17 protein-coding genes are annotated in these 16,509 nt (G+C 71.6%); 10 read left to right on the forward strand and 7 right to left on the reverse strand.

Going from position 1 to position 16,509, the window contains the following annotated elements; all coding sequences use genetic code 11:
• Positions 1-55 precede the first annotated feature (55 nt).
• The gene (locus GEV28_RS01965) at positions 56-358 is read right to left on the reverse strand and encodes a VOC family protein (RefSeq protein ID WP_291407911.1); all 303 of its coding nucleotides are present in this window, start codon (positions 356-358) and stop codon (positions 56-58) included.
• Between GEV28_RS01965 and GEV28_RS01970 the strand changes: the two genes are divergently transcribed.
• A complete protein-coding gene (locus tag GEV28_RS01970; protein ID WP_367115015.1) occupies positions 351-512 on the forward strand; it encodes a hypothetical protein in 162 nt (53 codons plus the stop codon). The two genes, GEV28_RS01965 and GEV28_RS01970, sit on opposite strands and share 8 nt — an antisense overlap.
• A 42-nt stretch (positions 513-554) precedes the next feature.
• On the opposite strand, the gene GEV28_RS01975 is transcribed toward GEV28_RS01970, so the two are convergent.
• Together GEV28_RS01975 and GEV28_RS01980 are read right to left on the reverse strand one after the other, a co-directional pair.
• Positions 555-1,325, reverse strand: a complete 771-nt coding sequence (locus GEV28_RS01975; protein ID WP_291408044.1) for a putative hydro-lyase — start codon at positions 1,323-1,325, stop codon at positions 555-557.
• 55 nt (positions 1,326-1,380) lie between these two features.
• On the reverse strand, positions 1,381-2,193 hold the full coding sequence (locus tag GEV28_RS01980; RefSeq protein ID WP_291407913.1) for an alpha/beta hydrolase: 813 nt from the start codon (positions 2,191-2,193) through the stop codon (positions 1,381-1,383).
• Here GEV28_RS01980 and GEV28_RS01985 point away from each other — a divergent pair.
• From GEV28_RS01985 to GEV28_RS02025, 9 genes are all read left to right on the forward strand, one after another.
• Complete coding sequence (locus GEV28_RS01985; protein ID WP_291407915.1) at positions 2,171-2,704, forward strand: hypothetical protein; 534 nt, start codon at positions 2,171-2,173, stop codon at positions 2,702-2,704. The genes GEV28_RS01980 and GEV28_RS01985 overlap by 23 nt on opposite strands.
• Positions 2,705-3,070: 366 nt before the next feature.
• On the forward strand, positions 3,071-4,969 hold the full coding sequence (locus GEV28_RS01990) for a cellulase family glycosylhydrolase (protein WP_291407917.1): 1,899 nt from the start codon (positions 3,071-3,073) through the stop codon (positions 4,967-4,969).
• A gap of 24 nt (positions 4,970-4,993) precedes the next feature.
• Positions 4,994-6,724 (forward strand): ABC transporter substrate-binding protein, encoded by a 1,731-nt coding sequence (locus GEV28_RS01995; protein WP_291407919.1) that lies wholly within the window; start codon positions 4,994-4,996, stop codon positions 6,722-6,724.
• A gap of 3 nt (positions 6,725-6,727) precedes the next feature.
• A complete protein-coding gene (locus tag GEV28_RS02000) occupies positions 6,728-7,723 on the forward strand; it encodes an ABC transporter permease (protein ID WP_291407921.1) in 996 nt (331 codons plus the stop codon).
• Positions 7,720-8,682 (forward strand): ABC transporter permease, encoded by a 963-nt coding sequence (locus GEV28_RS02005; RefSeq protein WP_291407923.1) that lies wholly within the window; start codon positions 7,720-7,722, stop codon positions 8,680-8,682. The genes GEV28_RS02000 and GEV28_RS02005 overlap by 4 nt, the downstream gene beginning before the upstream one ends.
• Positions 8,683-9,633: an ABC transporter ATP-binding protein gene (locus GEV28_RS02010; RefSeq protein WP_291407925.1), complete on the forward strand. Its 951-nt coding sequence runs from the start codon at positions 8,683-8,685 to the stop codon at positions 9,631-9,633.
• Positions 9,633-10,556 carry an ABC transporter ATP-binding protein gene (locus GEV28_RS02015; RefSeq protein ID WP_291408046.1) on the forward strand — a complete coding sequence of 308 codons (924 nt, stop codon included), beginning with the start codon at positions 9,633-9,635 and terminating at the stop codon, positions 10,554-10,556. Before GEV28_RS02010 ends, GEV28_RS02015 begins: the two co-directional genes overlap by 1 nt.
• An 8-nt stretch (positions 10,557-10,564) precedes the next feature.
• Positions 10,565-11,599, forward strand: a complete 1,035-nt coding sequence (locus GEV28_RS02020) for a LacI family DNA-binding transcriptional regulator (protein WP_291407927.1) — start codon at positions 10,565-10,567, stop codon at positions 11,597-11,599.
• Entirely contained in the window at positions 11,596-12,228 is a 633-nt protein-coding gene (locus tag GEV28_RS02025; RefSeq protein WP_291407929.1) for a nitroreductase family protein, read from the forward strand. The genes GEV28_RS02020 and GEV28_RS02025 overlap by 4 nt, the downstream gene beginning before the upstream one ends.
• Positions 12,229-12,231: 3 nt before the next feature.
• Here GEV28_RS02025 and GEV28_RS02030 read toward each other — a convergent pair whose 3' ends face one another.
• Genes GEV28_RS02030 through hrpB form a run of 4 tightly spaced genes read right to left on the reverse strand, consistent with a single transcriptional unit; the run spans position 12,232 to position 16,509 of the window.
• Positions 12,232-13,347 (reverse strand): sugar MFS transporter, encoded by a 1,116-nt coding sequence (locus GEV28_RS02030; protein ID WP_291407931.1) that lies wholly within the window; start codon positions 13,345-13,347, stop codon positions 12,232-12,234.
• A 21-nt stretch (positions 13,348-13,368) separates the two neighbouring features.
• Positions 13,369-13,794, reverse strand: a complete 426-nt coding sequence (locus GEV28_RS02035) for an SRPBCC family protein (RefSeq protein ID WP_291407933.1) — start codon at positions 13,792-13,794, stop codon at positions 13,369-13,371.
• Between the two features lie 40 nt (positions 13,795-13,834).
• Positions 13,835-14,086: a hypothetical protein gene (locus GEV28_RS02040; protein ID WP_291407935.1), complete on the reverse strand. Its 252-nt coding sequence runs from the start codon at positions 14,084-14,086 to the stop codon at positions 13,835-13,837.
• The gene (hrpB, locus tag GEV28_RS02045; RefSeq protein ID WP_291407937.1) at positions 14,086-16,509 is read right to left on the reverse strand and encodes an ATP-dependent helicase HrpB; all 2,424 of its coding nucleotides are present in this window, start codon (positions 16,507-16,509) and stop codon (positions 14,086-14,088) included. The genes GEV28_RS02040 and hrpB overlap by 1 nt, the downstream gene beginning before the upstream one ends.

Below are 16,509 nucleotides of genomic sequence, written 5' to 3' on the forward strand. Positions count from 1 at the left end.
CAGTTTGCCGCGGGAGAGTCGGCGGTTCGACGCCTGCTCAGGTGACGGCCGGCGCTCAGTCGCGGCCCATCCAGGTGGCCACGTTGCCCTCGGCGTCGGCCGGCGTCCACCACGCCGGCGCGTGCTCGTCGGTGACCAGGTGCCCGCCCGCGGCGACCGCCGCCGCGACCCGCGCCTCAGCCTGGTCGTGCGGTACGGAGACGTCGATGTGGATCCGGTTGCGCCGGGCCGCGGCGCGTCCATCGCCTGGAACCAGAACGACGGACCGCTCCCGTGCGGGTCGACGAGGTCTTCGGCACCCAACTCCGCCGGGGTACTTCGCGCTACCGATCCTGTACGGCGACCGGCTGGTGGGCAAGCTCGACGCCATCGCGGACCGCAAAGCCGGGGTGCTGCGGGTTCATGCGATCCACCAGGACGTCCCGTTCACCAAGACCGTGACCGCGGCAGTCGGCCACGAGATCAAGGACCTGGCTCACCGGCTCGAGCTGGACCTCACGCCGCCCGGCTGAGTGCGCACCGCATCCTCGCGCGTGCGACCAGGCCGGTGGTGCTCATCGAGCTCGACCGCCGAGTTGATAGGTGGTGTCGGGGATGTCGGTGACGAACATGTGGCCCGGGGCGTGGGTGATCGCGAACGGGGGTCTCGATGCCGTCAGGGCGGCCTGGGGTGTCACGCCGCAGGCCCAGAACACCGGCACGTCACCGGGTTCGACGTCGGTGGGGTCGCCGTAGGTCGGCTCGGTCAGGTCCGCGATGCCCAGCGCGGCCGGGTCGCCGGTGTGGATCGGGGCGCCGTGGACCGCCGGCATCAGGGCGCTCACCCGGACGGCGGTCTCGACCAGGTGCGGCGGGATCGGGCGCATCGACACGACTAGGGGGCCGTGCAGGCGGCCGGCGGGACGGCACTCGCGGTCGGTCACGTACATCGCCACGTTGCGCCCCTGCGCCACGTGGCGCAGGGGCACGCCGGCCGCCGACAGCGCGCTCTCGAAGGTGAAGCTGCAGCCGATCAGGAACGCCACGAGATCGTCGCGCCAGTGGGCCAGCGCGTCGGTCGGCTCGGCGACCAGCGTGCCGTTGCGCCACACGCGATAGCGGGGCAGGTCGGTACGGAGGTCGGCGTTCGGGGCCAGCGCGGTGCGCGGGCTCCCGACATCCGTCACGTCCAGGACCGGGCACGGTTTCGGGTTGCGCTGGGCGAAGAGCAGCACGTCGTAGGCCCAGTCCCGCGGCACGGCGACGAGGTTCGCCTGCGCGTAGCCGGGCGCCAGCCCCGCGGTCGGGCCGGTCGCGGTGGTCCTGACCTCGTCGGGGGTCACCACCGGATTGTCGGTCAGCCACCGGCACCGCGGAAGCCGGTGTGCCATATGTGGACCGTCACCGGGGCGCGAACGCGTCGACGGCCAGGAAGCGCTCGATCTCGGCCAGGAACACCGGCCACGCCGGCTCGTCCGCGGTGAGGATGTGGTTGCGGCTGTTCAGGAACCGCAGCTCGCAGTCCGGGATGAGCGCGGCCAGCTCCTGCGCCTGCGAGCGCGGCACCCGCAGGTCGTCCCGGCAGTGCAGGATCAGCGTCGGGCACCACACGTGCGGTGCCAGCGCGGACACGTCGATGTGGGCGAACGCGTCGAGGAACCGCACCACGTTCTCGGTGGACGTCGTGGCGCGCTGGAGGTCGTTGAACGCGTCCCACAGCATGCGCGAACCGTCCGGCAGGAACTGGCTCGCGAACACCTGCCGGAACGACGGATCGTCATGCCGCCAGCCGATCCGCGCGAGCTGCAGGTCGAGCGTCGCCTCGTCGCGCTCGGCCACCGTCCTGGCCCGGGCGAGCCGGCCGCGGCTGTAGGCGCCCGCCAGCACCAGGCGGGACACCCGCTCCGGGTGCCGCACCGCGTAGGCGATCGCGACGGCCCCGCCCTGGGACACGCCGAGCAGCGGGAACCGGTCGAGCCCGGCGGCGTCCACCACGAGCTCGAGGTCGTTGACCCACGCGTCGAAGCCGAGATCCGGGACGTCCCAGTCGGACAGCCCGCAGCCGCGCTCGTCGTAGCGGATCAGCCGGTGGTGGTGGGCCAGCCCGTCGAGCCAGTGCGCCCAGATCGCGCTCGACCACTCCAGGTCCAGGTGGGTGAGCCAGTTCGCCGCCTTGACCAGCGGGGGACCGGTGCCCGAGCACGCGTACGCCACCCGCACGCCGTCCGCCGAGACGCAGGGCATGTCGGTGGCCGCGATGGAGGCGATGGAGCTGCGGGACTGCCTGCGCCGCGGCGACCGCGACCTCGCGCGGCGCTTCTTCCGGGCGGCGGCGAAGCGGATCGACGTGGCCTGGCAGCTGGCCGTCGGCGCGGACCTGGCGCTGCCGCAGGTCGAGGGCCCGCGCCCGCGGTCGGTCCGGCTCGTGAACTCCTACGTCCGGCGCCTGCTGATCGCCGCCGAGCGCGACCCGGTCGTCGCCACGCGGTTCGTGCGGGTGAGCGCGTTACTGGAGAAGCCCGCACGGCTGATGACACCGCCGATCGCGGCGCGGGTGATCGCCGGCAACCGCAGGGCCCGGCACCTGGCCGCGGGGCCGAGCGAGCGGGCGCGGCACGAGCGGCGGCAGGTCGTGGCCGGGGCGGGGTCGATCCCGGTCAGCGGGGCCGGGGCGACCGCGCTGGGCGCGGCCGGCGTGCGGTCCAGGCGTCAGCCACGCGGGTGAAGCCGGTCGGGGCCGGGTCGGCGGGGCATGCCGACCCGGCCCCGCACTGTGTCCAGCCCCGCGGACGACCACCCGCGAGTCCTACATTCGGAACAGCCGAGTCCAACATTCGCGAACCCTGAATGTTGGACTCGGCGGTCGTGAATGTTGGACTCGCGGGTCGTGCGTGTTGGACTCGCGAAAGTTTCGTTAACTGAACCGCTTCACCAGTTGGCGGAAAGTCGCGATCGGTCCCAATAATCACTGAACTTGTTAAGTTTCTGGGCATTCGAAGATCGACCGCGTATGGTCTGACACATTCGCTGGCCAGCTCCACTTTCTCCACTGATCCGGTTCAGTGCGTCCGCGACGGCGCGAGAGGCGACGATGCTCCTCATCGACGGACGGCCGTGGCTCGGTGCCAACTTCTGGTCCCGGGTCGGCGGGCCGCTCATGTGGCGTCGCTACGACCCGGACGTCATCCACCAGGAGCTGCGGGTCCTGCGCGAGCACGGCCTGAACCTCACCCGCTCCTTCTTCTACTGGCCGGACTTCCACCCCGAGCCAGACCGGGTCGACGAGGAGCTGTGCGCCCGGTTCGCCGACTTCCTCGACCAGCACGTCGAGGCCGGCATGCGGACGATCCCGACGTTCATCGTCGGCCACATGTCCGGGGAGAACTGGGACCCTTCCTGGCGCGCGGGCCGTGACCTCTACGGCGACGTCTGGCTGGTCGCCCGCCAGGCGTGGTTCGTCAAGGAGATGACCAGGCGGTTCCACGCTCACCCGGCGATCGCGGCCTGGCTGCTGTCCAACGAGATGCCCATCTACGGCGAGCCCGCGCCCGCCGAGCGCGTCACCCCGTGGGCGCAGCTCATGATCGACGCCGTCCGCGCGGGCGGTGGGACCCAGCCCGTGTCGGTGGGGGACGGGGCCTGGGGGATCGAGATCACTGGGGTGGACAACGGGTTCTCCGTCCGCGACCTCGCCGGCCTCACCGACTTCGTGGGCCCGCACGTCTACCGGATGGAGAACGACGTCGTCCGCCAGCACCTGACGGCCGCGTTCATCTGCGCGCTGGCCGCCACGATGGGCAAGCCCGTCGTGCTCGAGGAGTTCGGCGTCACCGACAACTTCACCTCGCAGGAGCACGCCGCGCACTACTACCGGCAGATCCTGCACAACACGCTGCTCGCCGGCTCGACCGGCTGGATCGCCTGGAACAACACCGACTACGACGACCTGTTCGACCAGGATCCCTACCGGCACCATGCGTTCGAGATGCACTTCGGGCTCACCGACGCGCGGGGCACACCCAAGCCGCAGCTGGTGGCCGTCCGGGAGTTCGCCGAGGTCCTGTCCCACGTGGACTTCCCGGCCTGCGTTCGCCCGGCGCCTGAGGCCGCGCTCGTCGTACCGTCCTATCTGGAGCGCGCGTACCCGTTCACCGTGCCGTCCGACCGCACGTTCGTGTTCGACGTGCTGCGCCAGGCCTACGTCGCCACCCGTGAGGCCGACCTCCAGGTGGAGCCGGCCCGCGAGGCCGACGGGCTGCCAGAAGACCGCAAGCTCTACCTCGTGCCGTCGGCCAAGCAGCTCACCGCACCCGCTTGGCGCGACCTGGCCCGGTTCGCCGAGGAAGGTGCGACCATCTACGTGTCCTACAGCCCTGGCGGCAACGCCGTCCAGCGCGGCCCGTGGCACGCCGACGTCAACGGCATGTTCGGCATCGAGCACCAGCTCCGCTACGGCCTGCTCGACCCGATCGAGGACGACGAGGTGACCGTCCGGTTCCTCCGCGACCTGGGCCCGATCCTCGAGGGGACCGAGCTGCGGTTCCCGACGGGCGGCGGCGAGAACGCCTACCTGCCGGTGCGACCGGCCGGTGCGGAGGTCGTCGCGGTGGACCGGCACGGGCGGCCGGCGCTGCTGGGGCGGCGCGTCGGGTCGGGCCGGATCGTGCTGTGCACGTACCCGATCGAGGCCCTCGCGGCGGCCACCCCGCGGGTCAACCCCGAGCCGTCCCACCGGATCTACGCCGCGCTGGCGGACCTCGCGGGCGTCGTGCGGCCGGTGACCGTGGCGGACCCGCTCGTGCACGCCGCCACACTGTCGCACGAGGACGGTCGCCGGTTCGTCTGGCTCGTCAGCCAGTCGCCCGCCGACCGGACCGTACGGCCGGTCGCGGCCGGAAAGCTGACCGAGCTCGAGTCCGAGCAGCCGGTCGATGAGGTGACGCTGCCCGCCTTCGGGGTCCGGGTGCTGCAGCTGACGCTCGAATCCTGAGCAGTCGAATAAGGAGAGATCACGATGCGAAACCGGTTGAGGTTTCTGATCCTGCTCCTGTCGGCCGGAATGCTGGCGGCTGCCTGCACCGGCGCGGACGGCGGCGACCCCGGTGGCGATGCCGCCGGCGACGGGAGCTACCCCAGGGCGGAAACCCTGTTCACCAGTGGCACCCAGTGGGGCCCACCGTCCAACTGGAACCCGATCATGAACTGGACCTACGCCACCGGCACGGTCGGCCTGGTCTACGAGACGCTGTTCCTCTACGACCCGCTCACCGACGAGTTCGAGCCGTGGCTCGCCGAGAAGGGCGACTGGACCGACGACACCACCTACGAGGTGACCCTGCGCGACGGTCTCACGTGGAGCGACGGGAAGCCGATCACCGCCGAGGACGTGGTGTTCACCGTGAACCTCGGCGAGATGGAGTCGGTGCCCTACCACCCCCTGTGGGAGTTCCTCGACAGCGCCGAGGCCGTCGACGACCTGACCGCTCGCTTCACCTTCAAGGAACCGCGCTACCAGCAGTGGGCGAACTGGGTCTACTTCAACCCGATCGTGCCGAAACACCTGTGGGAGAACAAGTCCGAGGAGGACGTGACCGCGGGCGCGAACGAGAAGCCCGTCGGCTCCGGCCCGTACCTGTACGAGACGCACGACCAGGACCGCCAGGTGTGGAAGAAGAACGACAAGTGGTGGGGCAAGGAGATGCTCGACCTCGACGTGAAGCCCACGTACGTCATCGACATCGTCAACACCAGCAACGAGGCCGCGCTCGGCCAGCTGCTGCAGGGCGGCATCGACCTCTCCAACAACTTCCTGCCGGGCATCGCCACGCTCGTCAAGGGCGGCTACCAGCTCCAGACCTACTACCCCGAGGCGCCGTACATGCTGGCGGCCAACACGACCTGGATGGTGCCGAACACGACCAAGGCGCCGATGAACGACCCCAAGTTCCGCCAGGCGCTCGCGAACTCGGTCGACGTCGGCAAGATCGTCAACTCGGTGTACGGGCAGATCGTCCAGGCCGCGGACCCGACCGGGCTGCTGCCCATCTGGGACAAGTACATCGACAAGGCGCAGGTCGACCGGCTCGGCTACTCGTTCAACACCGGCAAGGCCAAGCGGCTGCTGGCGCAGGCCGGCTACCGGGACACCAACGGCGACGGGCTCGTCGAGGGCAAGGACGGCGCGAAGATCGACCTGAAGCTCGCGACGCCGTCCGGCTGGACCGACTGGAACGAGGCCGCCCGGGTGATCGCCGAGGGCGCCAAGGCGGCCGGAATCTCGGTCACCTCGGAGACGCCGGCCGACACCGTGGTGCAGGACATGCGCGAGAGCGGCGAGTTCGACATCATCCTGGACAACCAGCGGCAGATGGACAACACGCCGTGGCGCTACTACGAGTACGTGTTCGGGCTGCCGGTCCACAAACAGCAGACCACAGTCAACTACGGCCGCTACGAGAACGCGCAGGCGTGGGCGCTTGTCAACCAGCTCGACGGCACCAAGATCGACGACCTGGCCGGGATGAAGGCGATCTCCTCGCAGCTGCAGCGCATCCAGCTGACCGACATGCCGGCGATTCCCTTGTGGTACAACGGCTTGTGGGCCCAGGCCAGCAATGCCGTGTGGACGAACTGGCCGTCGGCCGAGCAAGGCGGACCCAACTACCTGCCGACCATGTGGCGTGGCTACCTCCAGCGGGACGCCATCAAGATGTTGACCGAGCTGCGGCCCGCCGAGAAGAAGTGACCGATGGCTCGTTACTTCGGCCGAAAGCTGCTGATCTACGCCCTCACCTTCTTCGTGGCGGTCACGATCAACTGGCTGATCCCCCGGTTCATGCCGGGGGATCCGGTCCGGAGCATGGTGGCACGGGCCGGGCTGCAGACGCCCGAGGGCGTGGCGGCCATGCGGGAGTACTACTCGGCCCTGTTCGGGTTCGACGTCCCCGTGTGGCAGCAGTACCTCAACTTCTGGGGCGGTCTGTTCCGCGGTGACCTCGGGGTGAGCCTGTGGGCGTTCCCGCAGCCGGTCACGGGCATCATCCTCGCCGCGGTGCCCTACACGCTCGGCCTGCTCATCCCGGCGATCCTGCTGAGCTACTGGGCCGGCAACAAGTTCGGCGCCTACGCCGCACGCAAGAAGGTGCTCGACAACACCGTCCTGCCGGTCTGGTACGTGCTCACCGCGACGCCGTACATGTGGCTGGCGATCCTGCTCGCGTGGGGGCTGGGCAAGGTTGCCGGCATCTTCCCGGTCGGCCGCAGCTTCAGCGCGTCGCTCGAGCCGGCCTGGTCGTGGCTGTTCATCAACGACCTGATCAGCCACTGGTTCCTGCCGTTCCTGTCGCTGTTCCTGGTGGCCTTCGGCGGCTGGGCGATCGGGATGCGCAACCTGATCATCTACGAGCTGGAGGCGGACTACGCGCACTACCTCGGGGCGCTCGGCGCGCCCACGAAGCTGGTCCGCCGCTACGCCTACCGCAACGCGATGCTCCCGCAGATCACCGGGCTCGCGCTGCAGCTGGGCGTGATCGTCGGCGGCGCGGTGGTCACCGAGATCGTCTTCGACTACCGCGGGCTGGGCTACCTGGTGCTCGAGGCGATCAAGACGAACGACTTGTTCCTCCTGCAGGGCATCTTCCTGTTCATCGTGATCGGGGTGCTGGTGGCCAACTTCGTCATCGACATCGTCTACGTCCTGGTCGATCCCCGGACCAGGACCGGGATGGGAGGCGGGTCGGCGTGACCACGTCGGACAGGGCGCCGGAGGCTGTCGGCCCGGACGAGCCCGTCGCGGTGCCGGGCGGGCCGGTACCCGAGCTCGCGGCCGTGCCCGGGGTCGCCGTCGTCCCGGCGGCGGGGGTCCGCCGGGAGGCGCTGTACTTCGCGGTGCGCAACCGCAAGCTCGTGGGCGGGCTCTCCGTCGTGGTGCTGTTCCTCCTCGCGGCGCTCGTCGGGCCGTGGTTCACCTCGGCCGACCCGCTCGCCTACGTCGGCCCGCCGGCCGCGGCGCCGTCGGGCGAGTACTGGCTCGGCACGACGACGTTCGGCCAGGACGTGGCGTCCCAGTTCGTGCACGGGTTGCGGGCGACGTTCTTCGTCGGCGTGGTGGCCGGGCTGATCGCCGGGGTCATCGGCATGCTCATCGGGTTCACCGCGGGCTACCGGGGCGGGATGGTCGACGAGATCCTGAACATGATCACGAACGTCGTGCTGGTGCTGCCCGTGCTCGCGGTGCTCATGATCATCGCCGCCTACCTCCAGGTCCGCGACGTCCAGGTGCAGGCCGTGATCATCGGGCTGTTCTCCTGGCCGTGGGTGGCCAGGGCGGTTCGGGCACAGACGTTCTCCTTGCGGGCCAGGGAGTTCGTCGACCTCGCGAAGCTGAGTGGCGCGCCGGTGCGCCGGATCATCCTCCGCGAGATCGCCCCGAACATGGCCTCCTACCTGTTCATGGTGTTCATCCTGCTGTTCGGCGGCTCGGTGCTGTTCGCCGCGACGCTCGACTTCATCGGACTGGGTCCCACCGACGGCATCTCGCTCGGGCTGATGCTCAACCACGCCAAGCAGTGGAGCGCGATGAACCTCGGCATGTGGTGGTGGTTCATCCCGCCGGGCCTGGGCATCACGATGATCGTCGGCGCGCTCTACATCATGAACGTCGGCCTGGACGAGGTGTTCAACCCGAAGCTGCGGGAGATGTAGATGAGTCTCGTCGTCGACGACCTGCGGGTGTACTACCGGACCTTGCGCGGTGACGTGCGGGCGCTGGACGGCGTGAGCTTCTCGGTGACCGACGGGGAGATCATGGGGCTGGTGGGGGAGTCCGGCTCCGGCAAGACCACGCTCGGCAAGAGTCTCATCCGGCTGGACAGTCGGATGAGGCACGTCGGCGGCGCGGTCACGCTCGACGGCCGGGAGCTGCCGATCGGGACCGACGCGAAGATGAACGAGTTCCGGTTCACCGAGGTCTCGATCGTCCCGCAGTACGCGATGAGCGCGATGAACCCCACCCGCAAGATCGGCAGGATGGTGCGCGAGCTGGTCGAGTCGCGGCGGATCAGGTTCGCCACCGTCCGGTCCGAGCTGGACAGCCGGCTCGAGCTCGTCGGCCTCGACCGGGCCGTGCTCGACCGGTACCCGATCGAGCTCTCCGGCGGGATGAAGCAGCGGATGGTCATGGTGATCTCGACGCTGCTCAACCCGTCGCTGCTGATCGCCGACGAGGTCACCTCCGCGTTGGATGTGTCGACCCAGCGCGCGGTGGCCCGGACGCTCGCCCGCTTCCGCGACGAGGACCTCGTGCGCAGCATGATCGTGATCACCCACGACGTGTCGCTCGTCTACCAGATCGCGGACAGCATCACGGTGATGTATGCGGGCAAACTGGCCGAGAAGGCACCCACCGACGTGCTCGTCGACTCGCCCCGCCACCCTTACACCCAACTGCTGATCTCCTCGCTGCCCGAGGTGGGCGTGCGCTACGGCGGCAAGCGGCTCAGCGGGATCCCCGGCAGCCCGCCGCAGCTGCTGAACCCTCCCACCGGGTGCCGCTTCCGCGACCGCTGCCCGCTCGCCTTCGACAAGTGCGCCGAGGAGCCGCCGTTCGTCGAGATCGAGCCGAACCACTCGGTCGCCTGCTGGAAGGCCTCGTGATGCTCAAGCTGGACCGGATCTCGAAGACCTACCGGGTGGGCGCGTTCGCCGGCAAGGACCTGCCGGCGGTGCGGGACGTCAGCTTCGACATCCGGCCGGGCGAGGTGGTGTCGCTGATCGGCGAGAGCGGCAGCGGCAAGTCCACGATCGGCCGGCTGATCCTGCGGCTCGACCGGGCGACCAGCGGCACGATCACCTTTGACGGCACGGACATCTCCTCGCTGCGGCGCGGCGGGCTGAAGTCGTACTACCGCACGACCCAGGGTGTGTTCCAGGACCCGTTCAGCTCCTACAACCCGGTGTTCAAGGCGGACCGGGTGCTCGCGATGATCCGGACCGCGTACTTCCCGGGAACGAGCGACGCGGCGTGGCGGACCAAGGTGGACGATGCGCTGGCGGCAGTGAGCCTCAACCCCGCCGCGGTGCTCGACCGGTACCCGCACCAGCTCTCCGGCGGGCAGCTGCAGCGGCTGCTGATCGCGCGGGCGCTGCTGCTGGACATCAAGCTGCTGGTGGCCGACGAGGTGATCAGCATGCTCGACGCGTCGACCCGCATCGACGTGCTCAACCTGCTGGCCGACCTCAAGGAGCGCGGCCTCGCGGTCCTGTTCATCACCCACGACCTGTCGCTCGGCAACTACCTGAGCGACCAGACGGTGATCCTGCGCCGCGGGTCGGTGGTGGAGCGCGGATCGACGGAGAAGGTGTTCGGCAACCCGCTGCATCCCTATACGAGGACACTGCTGGCGTCGGTCCCGCAGCTGCGTCGCAAGTGGGCGGAGGAGGACGTCGCCGAGTCGGCGGGCCCGTGCCTCTACCACCAGCGACACCCGGGCGAGGGGCCCGATCTCGCCGAGGTCGAGGACGAGCATCTCGTGGCATGCTTCAAGCTCCACGAGGGACGGAAATGCGGTAACGAGTGACGAAACGTGTGACGATCACCGACATCGCCAGGAGGGCCGGACTGTCCAAGGGGGCGGTCTCCTACGCGCTCAACGGCCAGCCCGGGGTGTCGGAGTCGACGAGGCAGCGGGTGCTGCAGATGGCGCTGGAGATGGGCTGGCATCCCAACAGCGCGGCCAAGGCGCTGTCCGGTGCCCGCGCGGGGGCGTTCGGGCTGGTGCTGGCCCGGCCGGCGAGCACGCTCGGGGTCGAGCCGTTCTTCATGAAGCTGATCTCCGGGATGGAGAGCGCGATGGCCTCGTCGCAAACCGCGCTGCTGCTGCAGGTCGTCGCCGACCACGACGCGGAGATCGCCACGTACCGCCGCTGGTGGGCCGAGCGGCGGGTCGACGGGGTGTTCCTCATCGACCTGGAGGTGCACGACAAGCGGGTGCCGGTGCTGGAGGAGCTCAAGCTGCCGGCGATGGTCGTCGGCGGACCCGGCAACCACGGCACCCTGCCCGGCGTGTGGATCGACGACACGAGCGCGATGGTCATGGTCATGGAGTACCTGGCGGCGTTGCGGCACCGGCGGATCGCGCGGGTCGCGGGCGTGCCGGGGATGCTGCACACGGAGGTGCGCAAGGAGGCCTTCGACGAGGTGTCGGCGCGGATCGGGCTGGCGTGGTCGACCACGATCAACACCGACTACAGCCCGGAGGAGGGCGCGCAGGCGACCCGGCGGTTGCTGTCCGCGAGCACCCGGCCCACCGCGATCGTCTACGACAACGACGTGATGGCGGTCGCCGGAGTGTCGGTGGCGCACGAGATGGGCGTCGACGTTCCGGGCGATCTGTCGATCATGGCGTGGGACGACTCGGTGCTGTGCGAGATCGTCCACCCGCCGATCACCGCGGTCAGCCGGGACATCACCGGCTACGGCGTACACGTGGCGGAGCGGTTGCTCGCGCTGCTGGACGACGATCTCGACGGCCAGGCCGTGCGTGACTTCGAGGGCGTGCCGCCGAGGCTGGTGGTGCGGGGCAGTACCGCCCGCCCGGTCCGAAGTAGCGTCGGGGCATGACGCCCGAGGTGTTGCTGACCACCACGCGCAGTGTCCGCAAGCGGCTGGATCTCGACCGCCCGGTGCCGCTGGACCTCGTCCGGCGCGCTCTCGAGATCGCGCTGCAGGCCCCGAGCGGCTCGAACCGCCAGACGTGGCAGTGGCTGGTCGTCACCGACGCGGCGCAGCGGGCCCGCATCGGCGCCGTGTACGCGAAGGCCTGCGCGGCCTACCTCGCCACCGGCGGCGCCGCGGGCAACCTCTTCGCCGACGACCCGGTGCGGTCGGCGGTCCAGCGGCGGGTCCACGACAGCGTGGCGCACCTGGCCGACCGCATGGGCGACGTCCCGGTCCTGGTGGTTCCGTGCATCCGGACCGGCGGGCCGCTGCAGGCCGGCAACCAGGCCGGCCTGTGGGGCTCGGTCCTGCCGGCGGCGTGGAGCTACATGCTCGCCGCGCGCTCGTTCGGCCTCGGCACCGCGTGGACCACCCTGCACCTGGCCCACGAGCGGGAGGTCGCCGAGATCCTCGACCTCCCCGGTGGCGTCCACCAGGCCGCGCTGATCCCGACCGCGTACTACACGGGTGAGACCTTCAAGCCCGCCGCCCGCCAGCCCGTCGACGAGGTCCTCCACGTCGACCGCTGGTGAGTCCTATCCGGAGCTTCCTCCCGGTTCCGACCGGGCGCTCGGTGCGCGCCCGGCTCGGTGCCGCAGCACGAGGGTGATCGTCAGGCACACGGCCACCGGAACGGCGACCAGCGCGGGCAGGGCCAGCTCCGAGGTCGCCTGCATCGAGTAGCCGATGGCGGCGGGCAGCGTCACGTTGCCGATCATGGCGGCGGTCAGCAGCACGGCGTTGCCCCGGCGCGGGTCCGGGTGCGTGGACGCGTGCCACGCCAGCGCGGTGGGGAACACCGGACCGGCCAGGGCGCCGGCCAGCAGGTAGCCGGCCGGGGCGACATCGGGCACCGCGATCAGCGCGAGCGCGCAGAAGGCCGCGGTCAGGGTCGCCGCGATGATCCGGGCCGGTGGCCGGCCCGCGGTGAGCAGCGGGATCGCCAGCCTGCTCGCGGCCATGCCCAGCCAGAACAGCGACGTCAGCGCCGAGGCGGTACCTGGTGCGTAGCCGTGCGCCTCCAGGTGCACGGTCTCCCAGCTGCTCAGCCCCGTCTCGAGGCCGGCGTAGCAGAACAGCAGGGCGCAGAACAGCGCCACCACCGCCGGCGAGTCGCCACCGGCCGGCGGGGCGTCGCGCGGCCGGACCCCGCCGAGGTCCCGCGCCGGCAGCGTGAGCAGGATCGCGACGGCCAGCACGCCGAACAGGTACGGGTAGCCGACTCCCCGGGTCACGCCCACCAGCGCCGGGCCGGCCGCCGCGCCCAGGCCGAACACGCCGTTGACGACGTTGGTGAGGGTCACGCCGCGCTGACCGGGCTGGCTCGCCATCGCGGTGTTGACGACCAGCACGAGCCCGCCGAAGCCGAGTCCCGCCACGAGCACCGCGAGCAGCGGCAGCGGCCACGGACCGCGGACGACCAGCCCGGCACTCCCGAGGAGCAACAGCACCGCCGGCCCGACGACGAGGTAGGCCCGCGCCCACCGCTCGGTGAGCACGCCGCCGATCACCGTGCTCGCCAGCGAGCCGGCGAAGAACCCGCTGACGAGCAGCCCGGCGGTCGCGCCGGTCAGCCCGTTGTCGTCACGGACGATCGGGATGAGCGGTCCCAGCGTCGACTGGAACAGTCCGAGCAACCCGAAGAGCACCACGCATCGGAGGACCACCCCGGGTCAGCCGTGGCTCTCGCACCACTTCTTGAGCGAGGAGGCTTCGGTGTCGACCGCGGCGCGGACGGCCTTGCCGGCGAGCAGGCCGGCCACCGGCGCGAGCACCCCGCGCGCGGTGAACGTCAGCTCGGCGACGACCGCGCCCCGCTCGTCGGTGCGGATGACGTGGTCGGCCGACAGCTGCAGACCGGTGCCGGAGGTGACCCAGGTGAAGGATGTGCCGGGGGTCAGCTCGGTGACCGTCCAGGTTCGCACGGGCTGCTTCGGCTGGCGGACCTCCGCCTTGCTGCCCACCCGAAGCTCACCGTCGTCGAGCCGGCGAATCTCGGTCATCGTGGGCGTCCACTCGGGCCACTTCTCGACGGCGGTGATCGTCTGCCACACCAGCTCGGCCGGCGCGTCGATCGGCGTGCTCACCTCGTGTCGCATGGGCCCTCCACTTCGATCGGTGTGATCGAACTGTATCGGCCTACGTCCGTGCCGCCGCTTGGTGCTCCTCCGCGCGGAGCCAGTACGCCGACGCGATCAGGACCATTCCGACGAACACCACCAGGGTGCCGCGCCAGGCCATGTCGACGAGCCACCCCACGACGACGGCCGCCACCGCCACGGCCCACCCCCCGAGCACCCAGCGCGGCACGCGCCGGCGGACCGCGAGGACGGCGAGGCCGCTCAGCACGACCAGCGCGATCCGCCAGTACTCACCGAGCCAGGCCCACATCAGCCCATCGTACCCCGCCGGGTCGTGCGTGCGGTCGGGGTCGCGGTGGTCGGGTCGGCCGGCCAGGGGTGCTTCGGGTAGCGGCCGCGCAGCTCGGTGCGGACCTGCTGGTAGCCCTCGCGCCAGAAGGAGGTGAGGTCGCGGGTGATCGCGACCGGGCGGCCGGCGGGGGAGAGCAGGTGCAGCAGCACCGGGACGCGGCCGTCGGCGATCGTCGGCGTCGTGGTCCAGCCGAACGCCTCCTGCACCTTCACCGCGAGCACGGGCTCGTCGGCGGTGTAGTCGACCTTGACCCGCGCGCCGGACGGCACGGCCAGCCGGTCCGGCGCGAGCTCGTCGAGCCGGCCCGCCGCCGGCCAGGGCTGCAGCCGGGACAGCGCGTCGTGCGCGTCGACCCTGGCGAGGTCTGCCCGGCGCCGGGCCCGGGTGAGCTCCGGCCCGAGCCACACCGGCGCGGCGTCGAGCAGGGCGGCGTCGTCCATGGCGGGCCACGGATCGCCGAGGGCACGGTTCAGCAGCGCGAGCCGCGCGCGCAGGCGGGTGCCGGCGTCGGTCCACCGCAGCAGGCCGAGGCCCTCCTCGCGCAGGCCGTCGAGGAGCGCGTCCCGCAGCCGCTCGCGGTCCGGGTCGGTCAGCGGGCGCTCTCGCAGCACGATCGCGCCGAGGCGGGTGACCCGGCGGGTGACCACGTCGCCGCCGACCCAGCCGATCTCGTCCACAGTGGACAGCAGGGCCGGTGCCGCGCGTTCCGCGAGGGCCTGGTCGGCGCGGGCCGCCAGGCGGATCTTGCCCTGGGTTCGGCCGGGTTGGCGGTCGGCGCTCGCGACGGCCAGCCACTCGGCGTCCGCGGCGCCGTCGAGCTCGGCCGCGGTGCCGCCGGCCATCAGGTAGACCCGCGACCCGGCCGCGCGCCGGCGGGCCAGCCGCTCGGGATGGGCGAGCGCCACGACGAGCGCCGGGTCCGCTGTCCCGGCCGGGCGGTCCGGGACCAGGGCGGCGAGCCGCCGCACCTCCTGCCGCCAGCGCGGGGAGCCGTCCCGGCGCAGCGCGCGCACCGAGTCGGCGACATCGGTGCTCGTGGCGAGGGTGTCGTCGTCGAGCAGGGCCACCACCTCGGCCGCGGCCGTGGCGCCCATCGCGTCCGCGCCGTCGAGCAGGGCCCTGGCCAGCCGGGGGTGCAGGCCGATGCCGGCGATCCGCCGCCCGCGGTCGGTGACCGCGCCCGCCTTGTCCAGCGCGCCCAACGCGGTCAGCACGGCCCGGCCGGCGGCCAGCGCGCCGGGCGGCGGCGGGTCCCACCAGTCCAAACCGGCGCCGTCGGGCGTGCCCCAGCAGGCCAGCTCGAGCGCGAGCCGGGTGAGGTCGGTGGTCCGGATCTCCGGCTCCGGCTGGGCCGGCAGCGTGGTGTGCTCGTGCTCCGGCCAGCATCGGTACACCCGCCCGGCCGCCTCCCGTCCGGCCCGGCCGGCGCGCTGTTCGGCCACCGACGCCGACACCCTGGTGGTGACGAGCCCGGACAGGCCGCGGCGGTGGTCCATCCGCGACACCCGGGCGAGGCCGGAGTCCACGACCGCGCGCACGCCCGGCACGGTGAGGCTGGACTCGGCGACCGCGGTGGCGAGCACCACCCGGCGTTCCGTGCCCGGCCGCAGCGCCGCGTCCTGGCGCGCGGCCGGGAGCCGGCCGTGCAGCGGCACGACGTTCACGCCGCCGAGCAGCGCGGTGGTCCGGGCGATCTCGCCGACCCCTGGCAGGAACACCAGCACGTCACCGTCCGATTCGGACAGTGCGATCCGCGCGGCGCGGGCCACGCAAGCCTCGATGCGCTCGCCGCGGGCCGGCGGCGTGTGGGTCACGGTGACCGGGAAGGTCCGCACGTGCGCGCGGATCACCGGCGTGCCGTCGCCGAGCAGCTCGACGAGCCGGTCGGTGGCGACGGTGGCCGACGTCGCGAGGAGCCGCAGGTCCGGACGCAGCCCGGCGCGGGCGTCGAGCACGAGCGTCAGCAGCAGGTCCGCGTCGAGGTGGCGTTCGTGGCACTCGTCCAGCAGCACGACGTCGGTGCCGGGCAGGCTCGGGTCGGACTGCAGCCGCCGGACCAGGAGCCCGGTGGTGACCACCTCGATGCGGGTGTCGCGCGAGGTCTTCCGGTCGCCGCGCACCGCATAGCCCACGGTGGCGCCCACCGGCTCGCCGAGCAGGGCCGCCATCCGCGCGGCCGCAGCCCTGGCCGCGAGCCGCCGCGGCTCGGCGACCACCACCTTGCCTGCCGTCGTCGCCGCGAGCGCCAGCGGAACGATCGTGGTCTTGCCGGTGCCGGGCGGCGCGACCAGCGCCGCGGTGCCGTGGTCGGCCAGCGCGGCCGTCACGTCGTCGAGGACCGCGCGTACCGGCAGCTCGGGCAGATCCGCGGGAAGGCGCAC

This window comes from Actinophytocola sp. (assembly GCF_009379765.1).
GTDB lineage: Bacteria > Actinomycetota > Actinomycetes > Mycobacteriales > Pseudonocardiaceae > Actinophytocola.